The sequence below is a fragment of the Pseudonocardia sp. ZF1 genome (assembly GCF_056835605.1).
In genome coordinates, this window is record NZ_JAJNBY010000001.1 from 4452123 (window position 1) to 4477522 (window position 25400).

General features: G+C 76.1%; 27 protein-coding genes. 6 read left to right on the forward strand and 21 right to left on the reverse strand.

From position 1 onward, the window contains the following. Positions 1-242: 242 nt before the first annotated feature. From ZF1_RS21460 to ZF1_RS21500, 9 genes are all read right to left on the reverse strand, one after another. Positions 243-1277 carry a uroporphyrinogen decarboxylase/cobalamine-independent methonine synthase family protein gene (locus ZF1_RS21460; RefSeq protein WP_482638738.1) on the reverse strand — a complete coding sequence of 345 codons (1035 nt, stop codon included), beginning with the start codon at positions 1275-1277 and terminating at the stop codon, positions 243-245. 404 nt (positions 1278-1681) lie between these two features. After that, entirely contained in the window at positions 1682-2143 is a 462-nt protein-coding gene (locus ZF1_RS21465) for a nitroreductase/quinone reductase family protein (RefSeq protein ID WP_476652411.1), read from the reverse strand. Between the two features lie 102 nt (positions 2144-2245). Next, on the reverse strand, positions 2246-2707 hold the full coding sequence (locus ZF1_RS21470) for a nitroreductase family deazaflavin-dependent oxidoreductase (RefSeq protein WP_405415482.1): 462 nt from the start codon (positions 2705-2707) through the stop codon (positions 2246-2248). 332 nt (positions 2708-3039) lie between these two features. Further along, positions 3040-4122, reverse strand: coding sequence for a tRNA 2-thiouridine(34) synthase MnmA (gene mnmA, locus ZF1_RS21475; RefSeq protein ID WP_226350163.1), 1083 nt, complete (start codon positions 4120-4122; stop codon positions 3040-3042). 3 nt (positions 4123-4125) lie between these two features. Beyond that, the gene (locus tag ZF1_RS21480; protein WP_251784014.1) at positions 4126-5334 is read right to left on the reverse strand and encodes a cysteine desulfurase family protein; all 1209 of its coding nucleotides are present in this window, start codon (positions 5332-5334) and stop codon (positions 4126-4128) included. A 67-nt stretch (positions 5335-5401) separates the two neighbouring features. Further along, positions 5402-6511 (reverse strand): lysophospholipid acyltransferase family protein, encoded by a 1110-nt coding sequence (locus ZF1_RS21485; RefSeq protein ID WP_482638202.1) that lies wholly within the window; start codon positions 6509-6511, stop codon positions 5402-5404. Then, the gene (locus tag ZF1_RS21490; RefSeq protein WP_374210290.1) at positions 6508-7284 is read right to left on the reverse strand and encodes a GNAT family N-acetyltransferase; all 777 of its coding nucleotides are present in this window, start codon (positions 7282-7284) and stop codon (positions 6508-6510) included. The genes ZF1_RS21485 and ZF1_RS21490 overlap by 4 nt, the downstream gene beginning before the upstream one ends. 186 nt (positions 7285-7470) lie before the next feature. After that, positions 7471-8418: an electron transfer flavoprotein subunit alpha/FixB family protein gene (locus ZF1_RS21495; RefSeq protein WP_224401611.1), complete on the reverse strand. Its 948-nt coding sequence runs from the start codon at positions 8416-8418 to the stop codon at positions 7471-7473. A 45-nt stretch (positions 8419-8463) separates the two neighbouring features. Further along, complete coding sequence (locus tag ZF1_RS21500) at positions 8464-9249, reverse strand: electron transfer flavoprotein subunit beta/FixA family protein (protein ID WP_482638203.1); 786 nt, start codon at positions 9247-9249, stop codon at positions 8464-8466. A 400-nt stretch (positions 9250-9649) separates the two neighbouring features. Here ZF1_RS21500 and ZF1_RS21505 point away from each other — a divergent pair, with 400 nt between their 5' ends. Then, positions 9650-9946: a hypothetical protein gene (locus tag ZF1_RS21505; RefSeq protein ID WP_161152870.1), complete on the forward strand. Its 297-nt coding sequence runs from the start codon at positions 9650-9652 to the stop codon at positions 9944-9946. Between the two features lie 7 nt (positions 9947-9953). Here ZF1_RS21505 and ZF1_RS21510 read toward each other — a convergent pair whose 3' ends face one another. The 3 genes from ZF1_RS21510 to ZF1_RS21520 form a co-directional block, all read right to left on the reverse strand. Then, complete coding sequence (locus tag ZF1_RS21510; RefSeq protein ID WP_482638204.1) at positions 9954-11366, reverse strand: phytoene desaturase family protein; 1413 nt, start codon at positions 11364-11366, stop codon at positions 9954-9956. A gap of 116 nt (positions 11367-11482) precedes the next feature. After that, positions 11483-11689 (reverse strand): hypothetical protein, encoded by a 207-nt coding sequence (locus ZF1_RS21515; protein ID WP_062397236.1) that lies wholly within the window; start codon positions 11687-11689, stop codon positions 11483-11485. A 172-nt stretch (positions 11690-11861) separates the two neighbouring features. Further along, entirely contained in the window at positions 11862-12086 is a 225-nt protein-coding gene (locus ZF1_RS21520; protein ID WP_062397238.1) for a hypothetical protein, read from the reverse strand. 152 nt (positions 12087-12238) lie between these two features. Here ZF1_RS21520 and ZF1_RS21525 point away from each other — a divergent pair, with 152 nt between their 5' ends. From ZF1_RS21525 to ZF1_RS21535, 3 genes are all read left to right on the forward strand, one after another. Then, complete coding sequence (locus tag ZF1_RS21525; RefSeq protein ID WP_062397239.1) at positions 12239-12988, forward strand: class I SAM-dependent methyltransferase; 750 nt, start codon at positions 12239-12241, stop codon at positions 12986-12988. Further along, the gene (locus ZF1_RS21530) at positions 12985-14478 is read left to right on the forward strand and encodes a 1,4-alpha-glucan branching protein domain-containing protein (protein ID WP_405415464.1); all 1494 of its coding nucleotides are present in this window, start codon (positions 12985-12987) and stop codon (positions 14476-14478) included. Before ZF1_RS21525 ends, ZF1_RS21530 begins: the two co-directional genes overlap by 4 nt. Before the next feature lie 461 nt (positions 14479-14939). Then, a complete protein-coding gene (locus ZF1_RS21535) occupies positions 14940-16178 on the forward strand; it encodes a glycosyltransferase family 4 protein (protein WP_482638205.1) in 1239 nt (412 codons plus the stop codon). Between the two features lie 9 nt (positions 16179-16187). On the opposite strand, the gene ZF1_RS21540 is transcribed toward ZF1_RS21535, so the two are convergent. Next, positions 16188-16907 carry an acyltransferase gene (locus ZF1_RS21540; RefSeq protein WP_301548989.1) on the reverse strand — a complete coding sequence of 240 codons (720 nt, stop codon included), beginning with the start codon at positions 16905-16907 and terminating at the stop codon, positions 16188-16190. A gap of 81 nt (positions 16908-16988) precedes the next feature. On the opposite strand from ZF1_RS21540, the gene ZF1_RS21545 reads away from it, so the two are divergent. Next, positions 16989-17192 carry a hypothetical protein gene (locus tag ZF1_RS21545; protein ID WP_073578469.1) on the forward strand — a complete coding sequence of 68 codons (204 nt, stop codon included), beginning with the start codon at positions 16989-16991 and terminating at the stop codon, positions 17190-17192. Positions 17193-17225: 33 nt separating this feature from the next. Continuing rightward, positions 17226-18164, forward strand: a complete 939-nt coding sequence (locus ZF1_RS21550; protein WP_482638206.1) for a nucleoside hydrolase — start codon at positions 17226-17228, stop codon at positions 18162-18164. Positions 18165-18213: 49 nt separating this feature from the next. Here ZF1_RS21550 and ZF1_RS21555 read toward each other — a convergent pair whose 3' ends face one another. The 8 genes from ZF1_RS21555 to ZF1_RS21590 form a co-directional block, all read right to left on the reverse strand. Further along, positions 18214-19662: a serine hydrolase domain-containing protein gene (locus ZF1_RS21555; protein ID WP_482638207.1), complete on the reverse strand. Its 1449-nt coding sequence runs from the start codon at positions 19660-19662 to the stop codon at positions 18214-18216. Positions 19663-19673: 11 nt separating this feature from the next. Beyond that, positions 19674-20195, reverse strand: a complete 522-nt coding sequence (locus ZF1_RS21560; protein WP_346105527.1) for an ArsR/SmtB family transcription factor — start codon at positions 20193-20195, stop codon at positions 19674-19676. Between the two features lie 42 nt (positions 20196-20237). Beyond that, positions 20238-20900 (reverse strand): LuxR C-terminal-related transcriptional regulator, encoded by a 663-nt coding sequence (locus tag ZF1_RS21565; RefSeq protein WP_482638208.1) that lies wholly within the window; start codon positions 20898-20900, stop codon positions 20238-20240. Positions 20901-20971: 71 nt separating this feature from the next. Beyond that, a complete protein-coding gene (locus ZF1_RS21570) occupies positions 20972-21577 on the reverse strand; it encodes a DedA family protein (RefSeq protein WP_405415449.1) in 606 nt (201 codons plus the stop codon). 128 nt (positions 21578-21705) lie between these two features. Then, complete coding sequence (locus ZF1_RS21575) at positions 21706-22359, reverse strand: response regulator (protein ID WP_482638209.1); 654 nt, start codon at positions 22357-22359, stop codon at positions 21706-21708. Further along, positions 22356-23531: a MacS family sensor histidine kinase gene (gene macS / locus ZF1_RS21580; RefSeq protein ID WP_251784031.1), complete on the reverse strand. Its 1176-nt coding sequence runs from the start codon at positions 23529-23531 to the stop codon at positions 22356-22358. Before macS ends, ZF1_RS21575 begins: the two co-directional genes overlap by 4 nt. Further along, positions 23528-24484 carry a class I SAM-dependent methyltransferase gene (locus tag ZF1_RS21585; RefSeq protein ID WP_405415445.1) on the reverse strand — a complete coding sequence of 319 codons (957 nt, stop codon included), beginning with the start codon at positions 24482-24484 and terminating at the stop codon, positions 23528-23530. The genes macS and ZF1_RS21585 overlap by 4 nt, the downstream gene beginning before the upstream one ends. 80 nt (positions 24485-24564) lie before the next feature. Continuing rightward, complete coding sequence (locus ZF1_RS21590; protein WP_062397269.1) at positions 24565-25344, reverse strand: enoyl-CoA hydratase/isomerase family protein; 780 nt, start codon at positions 25342-25344, stop codon at positions 24565-24567. Positions 25345-25400 lie beyond the last annotated feature (56 nt).

Below are 25400 nucleotides of genomic sequence, written 5' to 3' on the forward strand. Positions count from 1 at the left end.
GCGGCGACCGGGCCGGCGCCACGCTGCGCCCGCGGGTCCCTCCCCGCCGCGCAGTGATCCCTCCGCCGCGCGGTGATCCACTCGGCGCGCCGTGATCCGTTGGGCGCGCGCTGATCCGTGGGACGCGCGCGTCCGGACACGCGCGCGGCGCGGATCACTGCGCGCCGAGTGGATCAGCTCGCGCGGAGTGGGTCAGCTCGCGGGGGTCGGTGCATCGCAGGGCGGGCAGCGCGTACGAGGGCTCAGCGCTCGTCGGCGGGCGGGACCTCGTCGGGGTCGGCGAAGGCCTTCCCCAGCTCCCGGGACAGGGCGAGGGCGCGGTGCGCCCAGGCCGGGGTCGCCCCGGCGAGCCCGCAGGCGGGCGTCGGGACGGCGAGCCGGGCCAGCCGCGGACGGTCGAAGCCCAGCCGGTCGGCGAGGTCGTAGCCGATGCGGGCGAGATCGCCGACCGCCGGTTCGCGGGCCGGCGCGGTGCCGGGCAGCAGCCCGAGGAACAGCGGGACACCGCTGTCCCAGGTCTCGCCGATCGCGTCGAGCGCGCGCGGCTCGGCGGTGGCCCCGGCGAACGCCGGCCGGGTCGCGTCGATCCCGACCGCGGCCGCACCGGTCCCGGCGAGCAGCCGGATCGGCGGGCGGTCCGCGCAGCAGTGCACGACGACCGGGGCGTCGATGCCGGCGATCAGGTCCCGGAGCAGGTCCTGGGCGTCCGGCGCGGCGATCGAGCGGACGGTGCCGTAGCCGGACGCGGTCGGCAGCGACCCGGCGAGCACGGCGGGCAGGCCGGGCTCGTCGAGCTGGACGACGACCGTCGCCCCGGTCCGCTGCGCCACCTCGGCGACGTGGGCGCGCAGCCCCTCGGTCAGGCTGGCGGCGAACTCGCGGACGGCGCCGCGGTCGGTGAGCACCCGGTGCCCGGCGGCGAGCTCGACCGAGGCGGCGAGCGTCCACGGGCCGGCGACCTGCACCTTCACCCAGGACGGGCGGATGCGGTCGCAGGCGTCGTCGAAGGCGTCCAGGTCGCCGGACATCAGGTCGCGGGCCCGGCGCAGGTCGCGCCCGGGGTGGGCGGCGACCCGCCAGCCGGTCGGCACGACCTCGACGGCCAGGTCCACGAGCAGCCCGGCCGTGCGGCCGACGATGTCCGCGCCGACACCGCGGGCGGGCAGCTCGGGCAGCGCCGGGAACTCCGGGGTCTCGCCGGTGACCAGCGCACACGCCTCGCGGACGTCGGTGCCGGGCAGCGAGCCGATGCCGGTGCCGACGCCCGCGGGCCACAGGGCGCGGGGCGCGGCGGGCTCGGCAGGGGCGTCGTCGACGACCTCGATGCGCGGCGGGGGCGGGAGGGTCTCACCGGGACGCACGTCGCCGAGTCCGGCGGCGGCGAGCGCGGCGGCCAGCGGGTCGGTGGGGTCCGGGACGGTCACATCCCCCAGTCTCCCCCCGTCACTCCGGACCGCCGCGGCCGACCCCGGGCCCGCGGGGCGGCGCAGGATGGGCGGACATGATCGGCGGGAGTGGAGTGCAGGACACAGTGCTCTGCACTCCACGCTCCACTTTCGGCGATCACCACCGGGGCGGCGCCGGACGGGGACCACAGGATGGACACCGCACGGGCGGCACGGGGCCGGCGCTGCGGGCGGTCGGTCCGCAGGGGCCGGAACAGGGCCGTCGGGCCGCGAGGTCAGAGCTCAGGCGGCCGGTGCAGCGCGAAGACAGGGTGCCGCCGAGCCGCGACGGCGAACTCGGCGTCGGTGGAGGCGGGACCGACGTCGTCGAACAGCATCCCGGCGACCCGGCCGAGTCCGCGCACGTAGGCGCGCAGCACGGGGACGGCCGCCGCGGCGTCGAGCTCGGTGGCCGACACCGGCTCCGCTCCCCCACGACCGCGCAGCTCGGCGCTCCCGCCGGCCGCGCGCAGGTTGAGGACCCAGTCGGTCTCACCGCGCGGCGAGATGAGGTGGCGGGTCCCGCCGAGCAGGACCGGGGTCAGCGGGACGGTGCGGACCGTGCCGCTGCGCCGGCCGCGGACGGCGAGCACGGCGGTGTCACCCGGGGTGATGCCCCGCTGGGCCAGGGCCCCGACCAGCGGGTTGAGGACCCGGCGCACCAGCATGCCGGGTGCTCGGTAGTCACGGTCGCTCATCGCGACAGCCTCTCACCGATCACGTCGTCCGTCGCTCCGGTGATCCCTCCTCCCGGAGCCCACGGCGACCGAGGGGGGCGCTCCCGGCTCCGCGGAGAAGGATCATGCGGCCAGGACGAAGATGGGGTGGCGGTGGGCGACGGCGGCGAGCTCGGCGTCGGACGAGGAGGCGTCGACACCGTCGAAGAACGCCCCGACCTCCCAGGCCCAGCGACGCAGGTACTCCCGCAGCACCGGGACGACGGCGGCCGGCTCGGTCAGCTCGGTCGCGGCCACCCGCTCGGTGCGACGGCCGACGGTCAGCTCCGCCTCCCCCGCGACGCGCAGGTTGCGCACCCACTGGGTCTCACCGCGCGCGGCGACGAGGTAGCGGGCGCCGTCGTGGCGCAGCGGGTTGACCGGCGTGGTGCGGACCTCGCCGGAGCGGCGGCCGCGGACGCCGAGCACCGCGGAGCCGGCGAGCGGGAGGCCGAGCCGGGTCAGCCCGGCGACCAGGGGGTTCATCAGCCGGCGGGTGATGCGGCCGGGGGCGAGGTAGTGGGACTGAGAGCGCTGATTCGTCATGAGAGCAGTGTTCACTATCCGTCGCACGAAAGCAAGAGCAGTGCTCTCGTCGGGTCGGTGCGACGGGCAGGTTGCACCGAGATGCAGGTCAGCGGGCTCGAACGGCTCCGCGCAGCCCGCTGGAGTGCATCTCGGCGCAGAGGCGATGCCGGACCAGGCCGCTCGCGGCGCCGGCGGACGCGGTGTGCTCCGGGGCAGGCGGCCGCGGCCGGCCGGGCCCGGTCCCCGTTCACGCGGTCCCGGCCCGGGCTGACGCGATCAGGCGGAGGCGGGTCGGGAAGGCCGCGACCGGACGGGCCCGGGGCCGGTCAGGCGCCGCCGGGTGACCTCGGTCAGGCCGTCCCGGTGATCGTCGCCGACCCCAGGACGACGTCGCCGTCGTCGTCGGGGCGGTAGAAGGCGACGGCCTGCCCCGGGGCGACACCGCGCAGCGGTTCGGACAGCTCCACCTGCACGGCGGAGTCGAGCGGGGTGACGGTGGCGGGTGCGGTGCCGCCGTGCGCACGGACCTGCACGACGCAGCCGAACGGTGCGTCCGGCGCCGCGCCCGAGGTCCACACGGGGGTGCGCGCGGTGATCGCGGTGACGTCGAGCGCGGCCTCCGGCCCGACCCGCACGGTGCCGCTGACCGGCTCGATGCCGAGCACGTAGCGGGGGCGGCCGTCGGCGGCCGGCCGGTCGATCCCGAGGCCCTTGCGCTGCCCGACGGTGAAGCCGTGCACGCCGTCGTGGGTGCCGAGGGTCTCGCCGGAGGCGGCGTCGACCAGCGCGCCGGGAGTGGTGCCCAGGCGGTCGGCCAGGAAGCCGCGGGTGTCGCCGGTGGGGATGAAGCAGATGTCGTGGCTGTCGGGCTTCCCGGCGACGCGCAGCCCGAGCCGGGCGGCCTCGGCCCGGATCTCCGGCTTGGGGGTGTCGCCGACCGGGAACATCGCGTGCCGCAGCTGGTCGGCGCGCAGCACCGCCAGGACGTAGGACTGGTCCTTGCCCGCGTCGGCCGAGCGGCGCAGTACCGGCCCGGCCGGGTCCAGCCGCGCGTAGTGGCCGGTGCAGACGGCGTCGAAGCCGAGGGCGAGCGCCCGGTCCAGCACGGCCGCGAACTTGATCTTCTCGTTGCAGCGCAGGCAGGGGTTCGGGGTCTCCCCGGCGGCGTAGGCGGCGACGAAGTCGTCCACGACGTCGCGGGTGAACTCCTCGGACAGGTCCCAGACGTAGTACGGGATGCCGAGGACGTCCGCGGCGCGGGCGGCGTCGCCCGCGTCCTCCTTGGAACAGCAGCCCCGTGACCCGGAGCGCATGGCGTCCCGGGTGCGCGACAACGCGAGGTGCACCCCGACGACGTCGTGTCCGGCGGCGACCGCCCGCGCGGCGGCCACCGCGGAGTCGACGCCGCCGCTCATCGCAGCGAGGACCCGCACGGCTCAGCCCGTGACCGAGGCGGGGGTGCGACGGCTCGCGTTGCGGGCGCGCTCCACGACCGACCCGATGGCCCCGGCGACCGCGGCCACGTCGGCGGAGGTGCTGGTGTGCCCCAGGGAGAAGCGCAGCGACCCGCGGGCGGTGCACTCGTCGGCGCCCATCGCCAGCAGCACGTGGCTGGGCTGGGCGACGCCCGCGGTGCAGGCCGACCCGGTCGAGCAGTCGATGCCGTGGGCGTCGAGCAGCATGAGCAGGCTGTCGCCTTCGCAGCCGGGGAACGACAGGTGCGCATTGCCGGGCAGCCTGCCGGGACCGCCGTCGACCCGGGAGTCGGTGGTGTCGCCGTTCAGGACCGCGTCGGGCACCTCGGTGCGCACGACGCGGACCAGCTCGTCGCGCAGCCCGGCCAGGTGCACGCGGCGGCGCGGCGCGGCGGCCACCGACTCGACGACGGCCGTCGCCAGCCCGGCCAGCGACGGCACGTCCAGGGTGCCGGAGCGGACGTCGCGCTCCTGGCCGCCGCCGTGCAGCAGCGGGGTGCAGGTGACCTCGCGGCCGAGCAGCAGCGCGCCCGCGCCGTAGGGGCCGCCGAGCTTGTGCCCGGTGAGGGTGAGGGCGTCGGCGCCGCTCGCGGCGAAGTCGACGTCGAGGACGCCGACGGCCTGCACGGCGTCGGTGTGGAACGGCACCCCGAACTCGTGGGCGACGGCGGCGAGCTCGCGCACCGGGTTGACGGTGCCGACCTCGTTGTTGGCCCACATGACCGAGACCAGGGCGTTCCCGTCCGGGTCCTCGGCGAGCGCGGCGCGCAGCGTCTCCGGGTGGACGCGGCCGGTCGCGTCGACCTCGAGCATCCGCAGCCGGGCGCCCTCGTGGGTGGCCAGCCACTCCGCCGCGTCGACGACCGCGTGGTGCTCGACGGCCGAGACCAGCACCCGGGTGCGGCGCGGGTCCGCGGCCCGGCGGGCCCAGAACAGGCCCTTGACCGCGAGGTTGTCGCTCTCGGTGCCGCCGGTCGTGAACACGACCTCGGACGGGCGCGCCCCGACCGCCTCGGCGATCCGCTCGCGCCCCTCCTCGACCGCGCGCCGGGCGCGGCGGCCCGACGAGTGCAGCGACGACGCGTTGCCGGTGCGGCCGAGCGCGTCGCTCATGGCGGCGACGGCAGCCGGCAGCATCGGTGTGGTCGCCGCGTGGTCCAGGTACGTCATCGGCCTCCAGGGTAGACCCCGTCGTGACAGCGGTGCGTGCCGAACCCGTCGTGGACGACCGTCCGTCTCACACGGCCGTGGCGGTCGCGGCCGGTCGCGGGTGACGGACCCGGTCGCGGGCACGGGCGGCCAGCGCGCGCCGGTCGGTGTGCGGGCCCGGCTCGACGAGCTCGCCCACGGTGACCTCGCAGACCAGGCCGGGCAGCCGCAGCACCCGGCCGACGGTGTCACCGAGGGTCTGCTCGCCGACGAACGCGGCGGCCGTCGTCGGCCGCCCGTCCGGGGTGGTGATCGCGACGGTGACCGGACGGACCGGGGCACCCGCGTCGATCGCGGCCTGGAACGGGGCCCGCCGGTAGTCCCCGGAGATCGCGCCGCACCACGTCGTCGCCTCGGGGAAGACACCGACCAGCGTGCCGTCCCGCAGCGCGTCGGCGCAGGTCGCGACGGTGCCGGGGAGTCGGGACAGGCCCTCGCGGTGCACGAACAGGGTCCCGATGCGGGCCGCGAGCGCGCCGATCAGCGGCCAGTCCCGGACCTCCCGCTTGGCGAGCATGGTGACCGGGCCGATCGCACCGAGCGCCGGGATGTCGATCCACGACGTGTGGTCGGCCACGACCAGCGCGCCCCGCCCGTCCGCGGGCGCGAGCGGCCCGCCGCGCACGACGAGCCCGACCCCGGCGGCGCGGAGCACCGCGCGGTGCAGCGCCCGCAGGACCGGGTCCAGTGCCCGGGCGCCGAGCAGCGCGGCGGCCGGGACGACGGTCACGGCCACCGCCAGCACCGAGAGCAGCGCCGCGGTACGGCGGGCCAGGCGCAGCGTGCCGGTCGTACCGCGCGGGGGCAGGCACTCCTGCGGGGTGCACGGCGACCAGGCCGCCCACGGCCCGCCGGGACGCCGCGACGCGGGCGGTGCCGGCGGGTGCGTGGGGTGGTCGACGAGCGGGTGCACCGGGGTCCGCAGGGCGGCGCGGGCCGGGTGGTGCACGGCGCCACGGGGGTCCCCCACGACAGCCGGGACGACCGGGGCGGCCGGGGCTCCTGGCGGAGCGGACGACAGCACCGCGGCCCCGGCGGACGGGACGGGGACGGTGGAGGCACGGCCGCGCGGCCGGAACCGGCGGCGCGGGCGGAGGGGCGCGCCGGCGTCGCCCTCCGGCCCGGCGGCGACGGTCATGCGCCCGTCACCCCGGCGGCGTCCTCGCCCAGGAAGAAGCGCAGGTAGCGCTGGTCGATGTGGTCCATCCCCAGCAGCACCGGGAAGTCCGCGACGCCGAAGTCCGGGTCGTGCGCGGGCGGCCCGCACACCCAGGTGTTCAGGCGCAGGTAGCCGCGCAGCAGCGGCGGGATGCCGCCGCCCCGGCCCGCGGGGGCGCCGGTCGGGTCCCAGGGGCGGTGCGGGACGGTGCGGTACTCCTCGGGCGCGAGGTGCTTCGCGCGGACCCGGTCCCAGACCGCGGCGGCCTGGGTGCCGCCGTCGGCGAGGGAGACGCTGGCGCAGCCGATCAGCCAGCGGTGCCCGGTGAGCAGCATGTAGCGGGCGAGCCCGGCCCACACCAGCCCGACGACGGCGCCGCCGCGGTGGTCGGGGTGCACGCAGGAGCGCCCGGTCTCGACGATGCCGGGGCGCAGCGGGTCGAGGTTGGTGAGGTCGAACTCGCCGTCGGCGTAGAGGCCGCCCGCGGCGCGCGCCCGCTGCGGCGGGAGCATCCGGTAGGTGCCGACGATCTCGCCGGTGGCGTCCTCGCGGACCACGAGGTGGTCGCAGTGGGCGTCGAAGCGGTCGACGTCGCGGCCGGGGACGGGGCTGTCGAGCCGGGCGCCCAGCTCACCCGCGAACACCCGGTGCCGCAGCGCCTGCGCCGCGGCGACGTCGCCGTCGTCGGTCGTGAGGAGCAGGGAGTACCGCCGGGCCGCGGTCTCCGGGGTCGAGACGATCACCTGGTTCACACCCGGCTTGGTACCGGCCGGGTGCGACACCCGGGCGGTTGCGGACCGACACGCCGGTGGCGTCGGGGTGAACGGACCCGGACAGGTGTCGTCGCAGGCAGGAGCGGGTGAACAGGCCCCGCACACACGACGACGCCCGGGTGCGGGCGGCACCCGGGCGTCGACGCGGTGGAGGACCGGAAGGGGTCAGCCCTTGCGCTTGGCCACTTCCTCCTGCAGCTGCGGCGCGACCTTGAACAGGTCGCCGACGATGCCGAAGTCGGCGATCTCGAAGATCGGCGCCTCCTCGTCCTTGTTCACCGCGACGATCGTCTTCGACGTCTGCATGCCGGCGCGGTGCTGGATCGCGCCGGAGATGCCGAGGGCGATGTAGAGCTGCGGCGAGACCGACTTGCCGGTCTGGCCGACCTGGAACTGCGGCGGGTAGTAGCCGGAGTCGACCGCGGCGCGCGAGGCACCGACGGCGGCACCGAGGGAGTCCGCCAGTCCCTCGACGACGGTGAAGTCGTCGGCCGAGCCCACGCCGCGCCCACCGGAGACGATCACGGTCGCCTCGGTCAGCTCCGGACGGGACCCGCCCTGGATCGGCTCGCGGCCGGTCACGGTCGCGGCACGCCCGGACGGGGCCGGGACCTCGACGGTCTCGCGGGCACCCGCACCTGCGGCGGCCTCGATCTCGATCGAGCCCGGACGCACGGTGATGACCGGGTGCTCGGTGTTCGACTTCGCCTCGGCGGTGTAGGCACCACCGAAGATCGAGTGCGACACACCGTCGGCCGAGACGCCGACGACGTCGGACAGCAGCCCGGAGTTCGTCCGGACGGCGAGCCGACCGGCGACCTCCTTGCCGTTGCCGGTGGCCGCGAGCAGCACCGCGGCCGGGGACGCCGACCCGATGAGCGACTCCAGGACCGTCGTCTCCGGGGAGAGGAAGTCGGTGGAGTCGGTCTCGGCGACGTAGATCTTCTCGGCGCCGTGCTCGGTCAGGCCGTCGGCCAGCTTGTCCGCGGTGCCCGCGGGACCGACGACGACCGCCGACGGCTCGCCCAGCGCGCGGGCGGCGGTCAGCAGCTCGTATGTGGTCTTCTTGATGTCGCCGTCGACGTGGTCGACGAGGACCAGAACCTCAGCCATGATTCTCTATCTCCAAACGAAGAGGGAAGCCAGGAAGAACCGGGGTCAGATCAGCTTCTGGCCGACCAGGAACTCGGCGATCCTCGCGCCGCCGTCGCCCTCGTCGGTGACCTTCTCGCCGGCCTGCTTCGGCGGCTTCGGCGACGCGGAGACGACCGAGGTCAGGGCGTTGGCCAGACCGACCTCGGAGGCGTCGATCCCGGCGCCGGCCAGGTCCAGGGTCTGCACCGGCTTCTTCTTCGCCGCCATGATCCCCTTGAACGAGGGGTAGCGCGGCTCGTTGGACTTCTCCCCGATCGACACCACGACCGGAAGCTCCGCGGTCAGGTGGGTGACGCCCTCGTCGGTCTCCCGCTTGGCCGTCACCGTGGCGCCCTCGACCGAGAGCTCGTTGGCGTGGGTCAGCGACGGCACACCGAGCAGCTCGGCGATCATCGCCGGGACCGCGCCGATCTGGCCGTCGGACGCCGAGTTGCCCGCGATGACCATGTCCCAGCCGTCCACGGTGCCGATCAGCTTCGTCAGCGCCTTCGCGGTCTGCACCGCGCACGAGCCGTGGACGGCCTCGTCCGACAGGTGCACCGCGGAGTCCGCGCCCATCGACAGGGCCTTGCGGATCGCGTCGGTGGCCCGGTCCGGGCCCATGCACACGACGACGACCTCGGAGCCGTCGTGCGCCTCCTTCAGCAGCAGAGCCTGCTCCACCGCGCGCTCGTTGATCTCGTCGATCACCGCCTCGGCACCCTCACGGTCGAGGGTGTGGTCGGAGTCGGACAGCTTCCGCTCCGAGTAGGTGTCGGCCACCTGCTTCACCAGGGTCACGATCTTCATAGGACCTCTTCGACCTCCTGCCGCGGCGGCCTGCGCCCACGCGCACACCGCGTCGTCCTTCGTCGCGTTCCGGTCCCGGTCGTCCCGGGTCCGGATCGTCTCGCGTCACCGTGACGGTGCTGCGCCGCGCGCTCTCGGTCGGAGCGGGGGTGGGCCGCGGCGTCTCGCCCGTCGTAGCCGGTGACTCTGCCATTGCTCGTGCCGTAACGGCACGCCGTGCCACTGTGACGTTCATTGTTACCAGCGAGTAGCGTCCCGGCAAACCGGGGCAGGTCGTGACCGTACTCACGCGCGGCCCTCCTCACCTGGTGCGCGCACGAGGTCACACGCCGCAACCCCTGATCGGGGGTCCGGTTTCGCTACCGTCGGCACCTCGCGCACTCGGCAGGAGGGAGCCGTCGTGCAGGTGACGGGGTTCGACGACCGTCTGGGGACCGGCTACGTGCTCAGCACGGGGCCGCACGCCGACGAGGACGTACCGGGCAGCCGGACCGTCGAGCACGGCGGTCGCACCGTCCGGGCCACCGACGGTCTGGCCGCGATGCTGGAGGACGCGCTGGTCCACCGGCCGACCACACGTCTGGGGTGGGGCGGGCCGGAGGTCCCGCTGACCCTGGACGACGCGACGCTGCTGGCGTGGCTGCGCCAGGACATCGGCGGGGTGGTGGCCGTCAGCGGGGAGCCCGAACCCGTCTGAGCCGCCCTCAGCGGCCCAGGTGGGCGAGCGCGCGACGCGCGGCGTGCGCGCCGCACATCCCGTGCGCACCCGGGCCGGGTGGCGTCGCGGCCGAGCAGAGGAAGTGGCCCGGCGCCCCCGTGTCGTAGGGCTGCAGCGTCGTGCGCGGCCCGAGCAGCAGCTGCCGCAGGTCCTTGGACCCGGTCAGGATGTTCCCGCCGACGAAGTTCGGGTTGCCCGCGAACGCGGCCGGGTCGGTGACCATCGTGCCCACGACCCGCTCCCGGAACCCGGGCGCGAACCGTTCGATCTGCGCGGTGACCGCCTCGGTGGCGTCGCCGGTGTACCCGCGGGGGACGTGCGCGTAGGCCCACACGGGGTGGACGTCGCCCGCCGACCGGGACGGGTCGGCCAGGTACTGCTGCCCGACCAGGACGAACGGCCGCTCCGGCATCCGGCCCGCGTGCACCTCGCGCTCGACGAGTGCGTTCTCCGCCGCCGACCCGACGACGTGCAGCGTCCCGGCCCGTCGCGCGTCGGGATGCGTCCAGGGCACGCCGCCCGCCACCGCGTAGTCGACCTTGAACGCGGCCGGGCCGTGACGGAAGCGCCGGTAGGCCCGCGCGACCCGGGCCGGCAGCCGGTCTCCCAGCAGGGCGGGCAGCCGGTCCGGGCCGACGTCCCACACCACGACGTCCGACGGCGGCAGCTCGTCCGCCGTCCGCACGCGCACCCCGGTCTCGACCTTCGCCCCGTGCTCGGCGAGCACCGCGGCGAGCGCGTCGGAGATCGCCCGCGACCCGCCCTCGGCGACGCCCCAGCCGTGCCGGTGCCCGGCGGTGAACAGGCCGAGCCCGATCGCCGAGGACAGCGGCCGGTTCAGCGGCCGGAACGCGTGCGACGCCGACCCCAGGAACAGCGCCCGTCCGCGCTCGGTGCGGAACGCCCTGGCCAGCACCTCCGCCGGGAGCACGGTGGGGGCACCGAACCGGGCCAGCAGCAGCGGGTGACGCGGGATCCGCACCAGCGGGCCGAGGAAGTCCGGGGAGAAGGTGTCGTAGTCGCGCACCGGTCCGGTGAACAGCGCACGCCACAGTGCGCCGTCGGCCCCGAGGCCGGCCGCGGTGCCGGCGACCGAGCGGACCAGGACGCCGGCGTCGCCGCCGTCCAGCGGGTGGGCGCAGTCGACCTCCGGCAGCCGCCACCGCAGCCCGTACCGGTCCAGGCCCAGCTCCTCGAGCACCGGCGAGCCGACGGCCATCGGGTGCACCGCCGAGCAGTGGTCGACCAGCAGCCCCGGGACGATCGCCTCCACCGTGCGGGTGCCGCCACCGATCTCGTCGGCGGCCTCCAGCACGGTGACCGCCACCCCGGCGCGGGCCAGCAGGGCCGCGGCCACGAGCCCGTTCGGCCCGGATCCGACGACGGTCGCGGTGGTCATGGCGTCCTCCTGGGGTACCGGGTCGGAGCAGCGACGCGTCGAGGCCGCCGTCGAGGACGAGCCTGCCGGCGGCGTCGTCGCTGCTGCGGGGACGACTGCAGTCCCGCCGCCTCCGCTCAGCTCACGCGGCGGCCGGGCGGGGGCTCGGCGTGGACGCGGTCCTCCTCGGGCACGACCATCGACAGCACCTCGCCGAGTGCCTCGTCGTCCATCGCGCGCGGCTCGACCGGCTCGTCGCCGAGCACACCCGACACCACCCAGGACCCGGACCGCCCGGTGATGGTGAGCGACAGCGTCTCGTTCTCGTCCGCCGGATCGTTCATCCTGGGCTCCTCTCGGCACGACGCCGTCGGCGTCATCCCTGGCCCGCACGGGCCCGGGGTACGGCGGATACCCGTCGGTGGGCGGTTGATACCCGTCCGGGGACCGACCGCACGCCGACCGGCACGAACCGTGCGCCGACCGCGAATCGGACGTGCGCGACCGGACCGCGGCTCAGCCCGGGTGACGGCGACCGGGCGCGGGGGCCGGGTACGCGGGCCCGTGCGCGGCCGACGGTGCCACCGGCAGCATCGCCCACAGCATCTCGGCGAGCGCGCCGTCGTCCAACCCCTTGAGCGGCAGCGGTTCCCGGCCGAGCACACCCGACACCAGCCAGGATCCGCTACGGCCGGTGATGGTCAGCGTCACCGTGTCCTCGTCGGTCGCGATGTCGGTCATGTGTCCCCCTCCGTCGTGCCTGGCGGGATGTCGGTCGGGCTCCACGTCGTCAGACGTCCGTGGTGACACTGCGTTGCTCCGCGTCGACGAGCGGTAGCGCACGCGAGGGGACCGGTGCGAACTCCCCCCGACGGGCGTGGTGAAGTCGGTGGGTGACCAGCAGCCTGCCCCTCACCGGAGAGCGCACCGTCCCGGGCATCAGCCACGAGAACTACTGGTTCCGCCGCCACGAGGTGGTCTACGCGGCCATCGCCGCCGACTGCTCGGGCGTCGCCGTGCTGGAGGCCGGCTGCGGCGAGGGCTACGGCGCCGACCTGCTCGCCGGGGCCGCCCGCTCGGTGCTGGCGCTGGACTACGACGCGACGACCGTGGCCCACGTCCGGGCCCGCTACCCGCGGGTGGACGTGGCCCGGGCCAACCTGGTGGCGCTGCCGGTGCCCGACGGCAGCGTCGACGTCGTCGTGTCGTTGCAGGTCATCGAGCACCTGTGGGAGCAGGAGCGGTTCCTGCGCGAGTGCAGGCGGGTGCTGCGTCCCGGCGGGCGGCTCATGGTGTCGACGCCGAACCGGATCACCTTCTCCCCCGGTCGGGACACCCCGCTCAACCCGTTCCACACCCGTGAGCTCGACCCGCGCGAGCTGGCCGGCCTGGTCGACGACGCCGGGTTCGGCCGTGTCGTCGTGCAGGGGCTGCACCACGGTCCGCGGCTGCGCGAGCTCGACGCCCGCCACGGTGGCCTGATCGAGGCGCAGACCCGGCTGGCGCTGTCCGGGGAGCCGTGGCCGCAGGCGCTGGCCGTCGACGTCGCCGGGGTGCGGTGCTCGGACTTCGTGCTGCGCACCGGCGACCACACCGACCTCGACGCCTCGCTCGACCTGCTGGTCACGGCGACCCGGCCGTGAGCCGCGCGCCCGTCGGGACGTTCTGCCTCGTCCTGCACTCGCACCTGCCGCTGCTGGCCCGGCACGGCCGGTGGCCGGTCGGCGAGGAGTGGCTCTACCAGTCCTGGGCGCACTCCTACCTGCCCGTCGTCGCGACGCTGCGGGAGCTGGCCGAGGAGGGCCGCACCGGCCTGGCCACCCTCGGGGTGACGCCGGTGCTGGCCGCACAGCTCGACGACCCGCACTGCCTGCGCGGGGTGCACGACTGGCTCGGCGGGTGGACGCTGCGCGCGCACTCGGCGGCGGGCCGGCTGCCGGACCTGGCCGCGCACGAGCACCGGGTGTCGACGGCGGCGACGGCGGAGTTCGAGCGGCACTGGCGCCACGGCGGGTCGCCCGCGCTACGCGGTCTGCGCGACTCCGGCGCCGTCGAGCTGCTGGGTGGGCCGGCCGCGCACCCGTTCCAGCCGCTGCTCGACCCGCGGGTGCGGGCGTTCTCGCTGCGCGCCGGGCTCGACGACCACGCCCTGCGACTGGGCGCCCGGCCGGCCGGGATCTGGGCGCCCGAGTGCGGCTTCGCCCCCGGGATGGAGCACGGCTACGCCGCCGCCGGGGTGCGCCGCTTCCTCGTCGACGGTCCCGCGCTGCGCGGCGACACCGCGTTCGCCCGGCCGGTCGGGACCTCCGACGTCGTGTGCGTCGGCCGCGACCTGGAGGTCACCTACCGGGTGTGGTCGCCCCGCAAGGGCTACCCCGGCTCGGCCGAGTACCGCGACTTCCACACCTGGGACCACGAGTCCGGCCTCAAGCCGGCGCGGGTCACCGGACGGCGGGTACCGACCGAGCGGAAGAGGCCCTACGACCCCGCGCTCGCCGCCCGCGCCGTCTCCCGCGACGCCGACGACTTCGTCGACACCGTGGTCGCACGGCTGACCGCGCTGCGCGCCGAGCGCGGCCGCCCGGCGCTGACCGTCGCCGCGTTCGACACCGAGCTGTTCGGGCACTGGTGGCACGAGGGACCCGCCTGGCTGGCGGCGGTGCTGCGCAGGCTGCCCGAGGCCGGGGTCGCCGTGCGCACCCTCGGCGACGCCGTCGACGACGGTCTGGTCGGCGACCCCGTCGACCTGCGGGAGTCGTCCTGGGGCTCGGGCAAGGACTGGCGGGTCTGGGCCGGGCCGCAGGTCGCCGACCTGGTCGCGCGGAACGCCGAGGTCCAGTCCGACCTGCTCGCCGCCCCGCTGCCCGGCCCCCTCCGGGACCCGCTGGCCGACCTGCTCGCCGACCAGGCGCTGCACGCCCTGTCCAGCGACTGGGCGTTCATGGTCAGCAAGGACTCCGCCGCCGGGTACGCCCGCTCCCGCGCCGACCTGCACGCCGGACGGGTGGCGGAGCTGTCCGGGCTGCTGCGCGCCGGGCGACGGCGGGCCGCACAGCGCCGGGTCGCGGCCTGGGCGGACGCGCCGCTGCCGACCTTCGGGCACGTGGACGCCCGGGACCTGGGACGGGTCTGACCGCGAACTCCCTTACCGGGTAAGCGGATTCGGCGGGGTCGGGGTCGGTGGGGCACCGGCCCGGACGCCTCGGGCCCCGGCCGCCCGGGCCACCGATCCTGTTCCGCCGGGCGCGGCGCAGCGATCGCACGGTGTGGCGACCTGTCGCCCGGCGCGACGATCGCCGCGCGGGGTGCCGCGCAACGGGGCGGGGTGCCGCGCGACGTGGCGGGTAGCCACGCGACGGACCCCACCCACGCCCCGTGCCACGTCCCACCGACCGGCCGATGGACGCGTCCGCGTCCGGAGAACGCGCTCCCGATCGGACGCGCGTTCTCCCGACCCCCGCGCGTCGCCGGTTCGGCGCGGGACACCGGCGCGCGACAGGGATCGGGCACGGCGGAGCGGAGTCGACGCGGTGGGCACGGTGGGCACGGTGCCCCGGGGGTTACCGCCGGTCCGGTGTTTGTCAGGATCTAGCGATGCGGGTGCTGATGGTCAGCTGGGAGTTCCCGCCGGTCGTCGTCGGCGGGCTGGGCCGGCACGTGCACGCGCTGTCCCGCGAGCTCGTCGCGGCCGGGCACGAGGTCGTCGTGCTGTCCCGGGCCCCCACCGGCACCGACGCCGAGACCCACCCGACCCGCACCGGGACCGTCGACGGGGTGCGGGTGCTGCGGGTGGCCGAGGACCCGCCGGAGCTGGAGTTCGGCACCGACCTGGTCGCGTGGACGCTCGCGATGGGGCACGCGATGCTGCGCCACGCGCTGACCGCGCTGCTGCCGGGCTGGCGGCCGGACGTCGTGCACGCCCACGACTGGCTCGTCGCGCACCCGTCGATCGCGCTCGCCGACGTCCTCGGGGTCCCGCTGGTCGCGACCGTGCACGCCACCGAGGCGGGCCGGCACTCCGGCTGGCTGCCGGGGCCGCTGAACCGGCAGGTGCACTCCACCGAGTGGTGGCTCGCGCAGCGCGCGGACGAGGTCATCACCTGCTCCGGCGCGATGCGCACCGAGGTGTCGGCGCTGCACGACCTCGACCCGGCCGCCGTCCACGTGGTGCACAACGGCATCGACCCGCGTCGCTGGCGGTCCCGCGCCGCCGCTCCCGCGCACGCCGGCGACGGGCCGCGGATCGTCTACTTCGGACGCCTGGAGTACGAGAAGGGCGTCCAGGACCTGATCGCGGCACTGCCCCGGATCCGGCGGCGGCACCGCGGGACCCGGCTGCTCGTCGCCGGGGGCGGGACGCAGCAGGAGATGCTGGCCGAGCGCGCGGCGCGGCACCGGGTGACGCGCTCGGTGACCTTCCTCGGCCACCTGCCCGACGCCGAGCTGACCGCCCTGCTGCGCGGCGCGGACGCCGTCGTGCTGCCGAGCCGCTACGAGCCGTTCGGGATCGTCGCGCTGGAGGCCGCCGCGGTGGGAGCGACCCTCGTCGCCTCGACCGCGGGCGGGCTCGGCGAGCTGGTCCGCGACGGCGAGACCGGCCTCGGGTTCGCCCCCGGCGACGTCCCCGGGATCGCCGACGCCGTCGACCGCGCGCTGGCCGACCCGGCCGCCGCCCGCCGCCGGGCCCGCGCGGCCCGGGCCCGGCTGCGCACCGAGTTCGCCTGGCCGGTCATCGCCGGGCACACCGCCCGCATCTACGCCGGCGCCACCGCGGCCGGGCCCCGGGAGCTCCCCCGCCCCAAGATCCCCACCGGGAACCTGTTCGACGCCTGAGCCGCCGGCTCAGGCCCGGTCGAGCCGGGCCTGCAGGGCCCGGTCGGCCTTGCGTGCCATGTCCGCGACCGCGGCGCGCTCGGCGGCGGCGGCCTCGTAGTCGGCCCGCCGGTCGCGCACCACCCGGGCCGGGGTCCCGACGGCGATCGACTCCGCGGGGATGTCCCCCCGCGCGACCGCGTGCGCCCCGAGCACGCTGCCCGGGCCGATCCGGGTGCCGCGCAGCACCGAGGTCTTCACCCCGAGCCAGCAGCCCTCGCCGATCCGGACCGGCGACTTCACGATGCCCTGGTCCTTGATCGGGCGCCGGACGTCGGAGGTGCGGTGGTCGAAGTCGGTGACGTAGACCCAGTCGGCGACGAGCGTCGTCGCGCCGATCTCGACGTCGAGGTAGCAGTTGACGGTGTTGTCCCGGCCGAACACGACCTTGTCGCCGATCCGCATCGAACCCTCGTGGCAGCGCAGGGCGGTGCCGTCGCCGATGTGCACCCAGCGGCCGATCTCGAGCCGCCCGAATCCGGGTCGGGCCTCGATCGTCACGTCCCGGCCCAGGAACACCATGCCGCGCAGTACGACGTGCGGGTGCCGCAGTCGCAGCTTCGCCAGCCGCCAGTACCGCCGCAGGTACCAGGGGCTGTACGCGCGGTGGCGCAGGATCCAGCGCAGCGAGGTGAGGCTGAACAGCTTCGCCTGCTCCGGGTCGGCGTCGGGGATCGGCGGACGTCGCACCCGGCAGAGACTAGGCGTGTGCACCCCACCGGCGACGGGTACCTCCGGCGAGTACCCGTACCCCACCCGAGAGGTCCGCTTGTGAGCGAGCACCGCCAGCCCGACGACGGCACCGACGTCGGCACCGACGAGCTGACCTCCGGAGGAGGCGGCACCTCCCGCGTCGACACGGACAAGGCAGGCAACCCGCGGCCCGACGCGACGACCGACGACTCCGGGGCCACCGGGGCGGCCGCCCGCGAGGTCGAGGCGGACAACGAGGACGAGCCCACCCGCAGCGAGTGATCACCCCGGCGGGCCGGTCGTAGGCTCGCCGGTGTGCCCCGCCCCCTGATCATCTCGACCGATCCCGGCGTCGACGACGCCGTCGCGCTCGTGCTGGCCCTGCGCAGCCCCGAGGTGGACGTCCGGGCCGTCGTCGCCACCTTCGGCAACGTCGGACTGGACGCCACCCTGCCCAACGCGGGTCGCCTGCTCGCCCTCGCCGGGCGCCCGGACGTCCCGCTGGGGGTCGGCGCGGCGCGGCCGCTGGTGCACCGGCTCGAGCGGCGGGCCGGGCACGTGCACGGCTCCGACGGGCTCGGCGGGCGCGCTGCGTCGCTGCCCGGCCCCGCCGCACCGATGCCCGGGTCCGGGGCCGCGTTGATGGCGCGGGTCCTCGAGGAGGCGACCGAGCCGGTCACGATCGCCTCGATCGGCCCGCTCACCGACACCGCGATCCTGCTGGCCGCCCGCCCGGATCTGGTGGGGCGGATCGAGCGGGTCGTCGTCATGGGCGGGGCGATCGGCGGCGGGAACGTCACCGGTGCCGCCGAGTTCAACGTCCACGCCGACCCGGAGGCCGCCCACCGTGTCCTGGCCCAGGACCCCGGCGAGGGCTCCGTGCCGGTCGCGCTGGTGCCCCTGGAGACCACGCTGGGCTGTGCCGCGGGCCCGGAGTGGGTCGCCGCACTGGGCGACGCCGACCCGGTCGGCGCCGAGCTGGCCGCGATGATCGCCCCGTACATGCGGTTCTACCGGGAACGCTACGGCCGCGACGCGGTCGCCCTGCACGACGCGACGGCGCTGCTGGAGTGCGTCGCACCCGGGTCGCTGACGCCGACGCCGACGGCGCTGACCGTGGACACCGGGTTCGGCCCCGCCCGCGGGGCGACCGTGCCCGCCGGACCCGGCACCCGCCCGGTGGACGTGCTGTCCGCGCCGGACGTGCCGGCCGTCCTCGACGCGGCGCTGGCCCGGCTCACGTCGCGTCCGTAGCCGCGCACTCCCCGAGGCGCACCATCGCGCCCCGCGGCCACCGCCCGTCTCAGCCCGCCCACACCGCGACGGCCACGAGCAGCACCGAGAACCCGAGCCCGGCCCACGCCGTGACGGCGTGCCCGGGCCGGCACAGCGGCAGCGTGCGGCCCCGCACCACGGCGACCGCCAGCGCGGCCGCGGCCGGAGCGAGGACGAGACCCCACACCCAACCGCCGACCGAGGACCACGGGCCCCGGTTCCACAGCAGCACCAGCCCGAACACCGCGGTCAGCAGGCCGTCGGCGATCGGCAGCAGCGCACCTTCCCGCAGCGCACGGCGCAGCGCGAGCAGCGAGAACAGTGCCGCGATCGCGGCCGGCGCCCACGCGAACAGGTCCGCGCCGTCGTCGGACGGGGGTGTGCCGAACAGCAGGGTGCGGGCGACGGGTTCGACCCCGGCGGTGGTGTCGCCGAGCACGACGACCGCCCGCCCGCCCTCGCGGTCGAGGGCCAGCATGCTGCTGAACCCGGCGGTGCCCCCGTTGTGCCAGACGTAGGGGTACCGGGCGTCGTCGGCGCCGGTGGCCCCGCTGGTGACCCATATCCAGCCGATCGACGTGCCGGGGTCGTCCTGCGCGGTCGGGGTCAGCGCCCCGGTCCCCGGTGCGACGCCGGTGAGCTGGGCCTGTGCCCAGCGCGCGAGGTCGTCGACGGTCGAGAACGTCGAGCTCCCGGCGGGCAGGTAGCCCTCACCCGCCCAGCGGGGCGCGGGGCGGCCGTTGTCGCGGTGCCCGGGGACCGCGGTGTCCGGGACCTGCGCGTCGGTGGCGGCGAAGGTCGTCGAGGCCATGCCGAGGGGGCCGGTGATCCGGTCCGCGACCAGCTGCGGGTAGCCGTCGGCGCCGGCAGCGCGGACGACCGCGGTCCCGAGCAGCGCGACACCGAAGTTGGAGTACGTCGGCGGCTGCTGCGGGTCGACCGCGGCGGTGCGGGCGTCGTCGAGGAGCTGCGCGGTGGTCGTCGTCGAGTAGGGGTTCAGGTTCACCGCCGTGGCCAGGGCCCGGGCGGCGGCGGTCGCCCCCAGCGCCGGCAGCCCGGAGCGGTGCTGGGCGAGCGAGGCGAGCGTGACCGCGCCCGCCGGGGTGCCCGCCAGCTCCGGCAGTGCGCGCTCGAGCGGGTCGTCGGGGCGCACCTCGCCGCGGGTCACGGCGTCGGCGAACAGCGCGGCGGTGAAGGTCTTGGTGACCGACCCGATCTCGAAGGGGGCCGCGGCGTCGGCGGGGCCGAGCCCGGCGGTGGTGACCGTCGTCGGCGTGACCTCGGCGACGGCGAGCGACCGCAGGCCGCCGAGCGGCCCGGCGGCGGCCCGGACCCGGTCCGCCAGGGCCGGGTCCCCGGCGTCCTGCGGGCCGAGCCGCTGGCGCTCCGGGCCGGCGAGTGCCCCCACGAGCACGGCCAGCACGGCGACGACGGCCGCGACGATCCCGATCCGGTGCCCGGTGACGGAGGTGGTCATGACGGTTCCCCTCATCGGTGCGCGGCCAGGACGGTGACGAGCAGCGGGACGACCCGGGCGGCCGGGACCTCGTAGTGGCCGCGCCGGGTCGAGGCCAGCCAGCCGGCGGCGACGAGCTGGCGCAGGTGGTGGTGCAGCTGCCCGGTCGTGCCCACCGAGGGCTGTTCCAGCAGCTCGGCGGTGCTGTGCACGCCCCCCAGCACGTGCTGCAGGATCGCGAGCCGCGCGGGATGGGCGAGCGCGTCGAGGGTCGCGCTCAGCTCGGGCCAGTCGGCGTCGAGCAGGACCTCGCCCGGGCGGGCGTACTGCCAGCGGACGGTGCCCTCGTCGCCGGGGAGCCCCACGCTGCCGGCCATCAGCACCGCGCCGGGGCTGCGGGCCTCCAGCCCGGTCAGCGCCCACAGCGCGTCGTCGTCGGGGACGGCGGTGTCCGCGGACCCGACGGCGTCCGGCCGGGCGGCGGCCCGCCGGGCCTCCTGCAGCTCCACGACGGCCTGTTCGACGGCGCGCAGCCGCTCCTCGATCTCGCTCACGCACCCAAAGTACGGAAGTACGTGAAAACGCACAAACGACGTTCAGGCGAGTCCGTACTCGATGGCGTGCCGGACGAGGGCCGCACGGCCGGGCACCTCGAACTTGCGCAGCAGCCGCTGCACGTGGTTCTCGACCGTGCGCGGGGACAGCACGAGGCGGGCTGCGATCTGCCTGGCGGTGAGCCCCTCGACCACCAGCCGCAGCACCTCGGACTCGCGCGGGCTGAGCTCCGGTACCGCGTGCGTGGGGGCCGCGACCGACTCCAGGACGACGTCGGCCAGCCCCGGGGAGAACGCGGGACGCCCGGCGGCGGCCGCGGCGGCGACGGCGGCCAGCTCCCGGGGGTCCGCACCGGTCGCGACGCCGGTCGCCCCGGCCCGTACCGCGTCGAGGACCCGGGCGTGGTCGGCGACCGCACCGGCGACCGCGAGCACCGCCGCGTCCGGCACGCGGGCGAGCACGGCGGCGATCACCGCGGGCGCCACACCCTCGGGGCCGGTCAGGTCGACCAGGACCAGACCGGGCCGGGCGCGGTCGACCGCGGCCGCGGCCCCCTCCGCGGGCACGGGCGGCACGTGGGCCACGACCTCGACCCCCGGCGGCACCACCGGCCGCCCCACCGCCACCGCCGAGACCCGGTCGCCGTCGTCGTGCACGTCCTCAGTTCTCCCCGCCCCGTTCGTCCGGACGGCCCAGCTTGCCATGTGCCGCAGCACAGTAGGCCGTCCGAACGGCGCGGAACCCGCCGGTTCGGCGCGAACGGGTCGGGCGGGCGTCAGACCGCGACGACGGGACGGCGCAGCCGCAACAGCGCCCTGGCCGCGGCCACCGCGGAGGCGACGAGCGCCGCGAGGACGACCCCGGCGAGCACCGACATCAGCGGGTCGCCGCGCGTGATCGGCCCGACCAGGACGCCGATGCCGGTCATCCAGGTGCTCCACACCAGGGCGCTCGCGACGGTCGCGGGCAGGAACGCGCGCAGCGGCAGCCGGACCCGGCCGGCCGCGGACACGCTCGCCAGCCGTCCGCCGGGCAGCAGCCGGGTCGCGACCAGCGCGGCGACCGGTCGGCGGTGCAGGTGGCGGCGGACCCAGGCGCCGGTCCCGTCGCCGCGACGGGCGCCCCGGACGACCGAGTGGGAGCTGCGTCCGGCGCCGTAGAGCACCGCGTCGCCGAGCAGCGACCCGACCACCGCGGCACCGAACAGGGCCACGATCCGCCACCGGTCGCCGTCCGCCAGCGCAGCGGCCGTGGCGCTGAACAGCACCGGCTCGCTCGGCAGGAACGGGAGCGGCCCGTCGCACATCACGGCGACGGCGAGCAGGGGCACCAGCCAGGGGCTCTGGAGCAGGTACCCGATCAGGGCGCTCGGGTCGGTCACGGGCTCTCCGGAGGTCGAGCGTCGGGGGCGGAGCCGAGTCTGCCCGGTCCCGTGACCTGTTCGTGATGGGGGTGGCCCCCGTTACGGGTTCACTCCGCTCACCGCAGGGAACGCACCGCCCCGCCCGCTCAGTCCGCGAGGCCCTGCTCGATGGCGTACCGGACGAGCTGGCTGCGGTTGTGCAGCTGCAGCTTGCGCAGGGTGTTCTGCACGTGGCTCTCGACGGTCCGGTGCGAGACGACGAGCTTCGCCGCGATCTGCTTGGCCGTCATGCCCTTCGCGACCAGGCGCAGCACCTCGGTCTCGCGGTCGGTGAGCGCCGGGGCGGCGGGCGCGCCGTCGGCGGGACGCGGGGCGTCGGCGAGCCGCCGGTACTCCCCCAGCACCAGCCCGGCCAGCCCCGGGGTGAACACGGCGACGCCGTCGGCGGTGCGCCGGATCGCCTCCAGCAGCTCGTCGACCCCGGCGGACTTCACCAGGTAGCCGAGCGCACCGGCCTTGACCGCCTCCAGGACGTCGGCGTGCTCACCGGAGGCCGACAGCACCAGTACGCGGCTGTCCGGGCTCTGCTGCCCGATCGCGGCGATCGCGTCCACGCCGGAGGTCACGCCCAGGTTGAGGTCCATGAGGATCACGTCCGGCCGCACGGCCGTCGCGATCCGGACGGCCGCGGGCGCGTCCGGGGCCGTCGCGACGACGTCGAGGCCGCGCTCGGCGAGGTCGCGGGCCACGCCCTCGCGCCAGATCGGGTGGTCGTCGACGACCATCACCCGGATGCTCATGTGTCCTCCCTGGGGACCCGGATGACCCATTCGGTCCCGATGTCCGGTCCGGTGTCCAGCGTCAGTGTCCCGCCGACGTCGCCGACGCGGCCACGGATGGAGCGGGACACCCCCATCCGGCCCTGCGCCTCGGCCTCGGCGAGGCGGCCCTCGGGGATGCCGGGGCCGTCGTCGCGGACGCTGACCTCGACCGCCCCGGGCAGCTCCTCGACCAGCACCCACGCGCGCGCGTCCGGGCCGGCGTGCAGCGCGACGTTCGCGAGCGCGGCCCGCACCGCGCCCTCCACCTCGTCGACGACCGGCCCGCCCAGCTCGACCGGACGTCCGGGGGCCGAGACGGTGACCCGGTCCGAGGCGAGGATCCGCAGCGCGGCGGCGAGGTCGCGGTACCCGGACGCGTCGGTGGTCCCCGGCCCGGACAGCAGCGCACGCAGCGCGGTCTCCTGCTCTCCGGCGAGCACGCCGAGCTCGGTCGCCCCGCCGCCCAGCTCGGCGCCGCGGCGCTGGACGTGCGCCAGCACCTGCAGGACTCCGTCGTGCACGGCCCGGGTGAGCCGCTCGCGTTCGGCGGCGGCGGCCTGTTCGGCGACGAGGCGGCGCAGCCGGGCGGCGGTGCGGTCGAGCACGTGCGCGGCGAACCCGACGGTCAGCCCGGCCAGTCCGAGCAGCTGCATGTCGCCCAGCTCCAGCACCCCGAACCGCTGCTTGGACAGCACCAGCGCCGCCGAGATCACGGCCGCGGCGAGCACCCCGCCGGTGATCCGGAACGCGACCGCGCAGGCCAGCACCGCGCCGGAGGTCCAGATCGACCCCATGCCGGGGCCGCCCTCGTCGAGGTGGGCGACCCGGACGACCAGCGGCGTGGTCGCCATGATCGCGACGCAGACGCCGAGGTCGGCCAGGGCGAGCAGGCCGCGGCGGTCCGGGGCGCCGGGCAGCCCGCCGAGGTAGCCCCAGGACGTCACGGCCGTCCACACCGCCATCACGACGAGCACGCCGACCGCGGCCGGCGGACGTTCGTAGCCGGTGCGCAGGTGGTAGAGCGTCACGCCGACGACGGTCAGCAGCGTGAGCAGGCGGTAGGCGATGACGCCGCGCCAGAACGGCTCCAGCGGGTGCTCCACGTCGTCCATGCTGACCGACAGCGCGCCGCGCCGGGGCCGATCGCTCATCTCGGCTTGGTACCGGTGATCAGGGCGTTGTAGAACCAGCTGCGCGGCACGACCCGGTTCAGGACGTGCTCGTCGAGCCAGGACAGCCGCTGCCAGCCGTGGTAGGCGAACATCGCCCAGTTCCAGCCGAGCTTGCCGGGCGGGACGGCGGCCTCGAAGGTCCGCACCGGCCAGCCCAGCATGGCGGCGGCGAACTCCTCGGTGGAGGCCCGCACCCCCTCGGCCCCGGCCCGGGTCGCGGTGTGCTCCAGGTCGGCCGGGTCGAAGGTGTGGATGTCGACGACCGACTCCAGCGCGGCGGCGCGGGAGGACTCGTCGAGCTCGTGCTGGGGGCGGCGCCAGCCCTGCAGCGGGCCGAGCCGCGTCAGGGTGGTGGTGGCCTTCCACGTCCACTGCCCGAGCTTGCGGGCGTAGGCGTCGCCGACGGTGGTGGGCTCGCCCGCGAACACGAACCGCCCGCCCGGCTCCAGCACCCGCAGGACCTCACGGAACGCGGCCTCGACGTCGGGGATGTGGTGCAGCACCGCGTGCCCGACGACGAGGTCGAAGCTGTCGTCGGGGAACGGGATGTGCTCGCCGTCGACGACGGCGCCCTCCACCTCCAGCCCGAGGTGCTCGGCGTTGCGGGTGGCGGCGGCGACCATGCCCGGGGACAGGTCGGTGACGACGCCCCGCTCGGCGACGCCGGCCTGCATCAGGTTCAGCAGGAAGAACCCGGTGCCGCTGCCCAGCTCCAGGGCGCGCAGGTAGGGGCGGCCGTCCCACGGGGCCGCGGCGCGGAAGCGGCCCGCGGCGTAGTCGATGCAGCGCTCGTCGTAGCTGATCGACCACTTCTCGTCGTAGGTGCCCGCCTCCCAGTCGTGGTAGAGCACGTTGGCGAGCTTCGGGTCGTGCCAGGCCGCCTCGACCTGCTCGGCGGTGGCGTGCGGGGTGGGCGCCGGGTCCGAACTCATGAGTAGGAGTTTCGCAGAACACGGCCGCCGACCTGCTCCCCGCCCGGGCGCGTCGCGCGGCCGGGCGGGGGCGGGACGGCTCAGCGGCCGGTGAAGGTGGCCTTGCCGGGGCCGTTCTCGACGAAGCTGGCCATGCCGGCCTTCGCGTCGTCGGTGGCGAACACGCCCGCGAACAGCTCGGACTCGATGTCCAGGCCGGTGCGCAGGTCGGTGTCGAGGCCGTTGTCGATCGCCTTCTTGGCGGCGGCGTAGGCCAGGGCGGGGCCCGCGGTGAACTGCTGCGCCCAGGCGACGGCGCGGGTGTAGACCTCGTCGGCCGGGACGACCTCGTCGACCAGCCCGATCGCCAGCGCCTCGTCGGCCTTCACCATGCGGCCGGTGTAGATCAGGTCCTTGGTGCGCGACGGCCCGATCAGCCGCGCGGCGCGCTGGGTGCCGCCGCCACCCGGGAAGATGCCGAGCAGTATCTCGGGGAAGCCGAGCTTGACGTTGTCGCCGGCGATGCGCCGGTCGGCCCCGAGCACGACCTCCAGGCCGCCGCCGAGGGCGTACCCGGTCACCGCGGCGACGGTCGGCTTGGGGATGGTGGAGATCGCGCCCAGCCCGGCGGACAGCCGCCGCGCCTGCGGCGCCATGTCCGAGTAGGACATCGACGCCATCTCCTTGACGTCCGCACCCGCGGCGAAGGTCTTCTCCCCGCCGTACACGACGACCGCACGCACGTCGGCGCGGGTGGCGGCCTCGTCGGCCACCTCCAGCAGCTCACCCTGGATCTGGCGGTTCAGGGCGTTCATCGGCGGGCGGTCGATCCGGATCGTCCCGACGCCCTCGTCCACGGACAGGCTCACGAATTCGGTCACGTCTGCGGACCCTAGTCGCCTCCGGCGCCCCGGAGCGCGCAGTGATCCGACCCGGC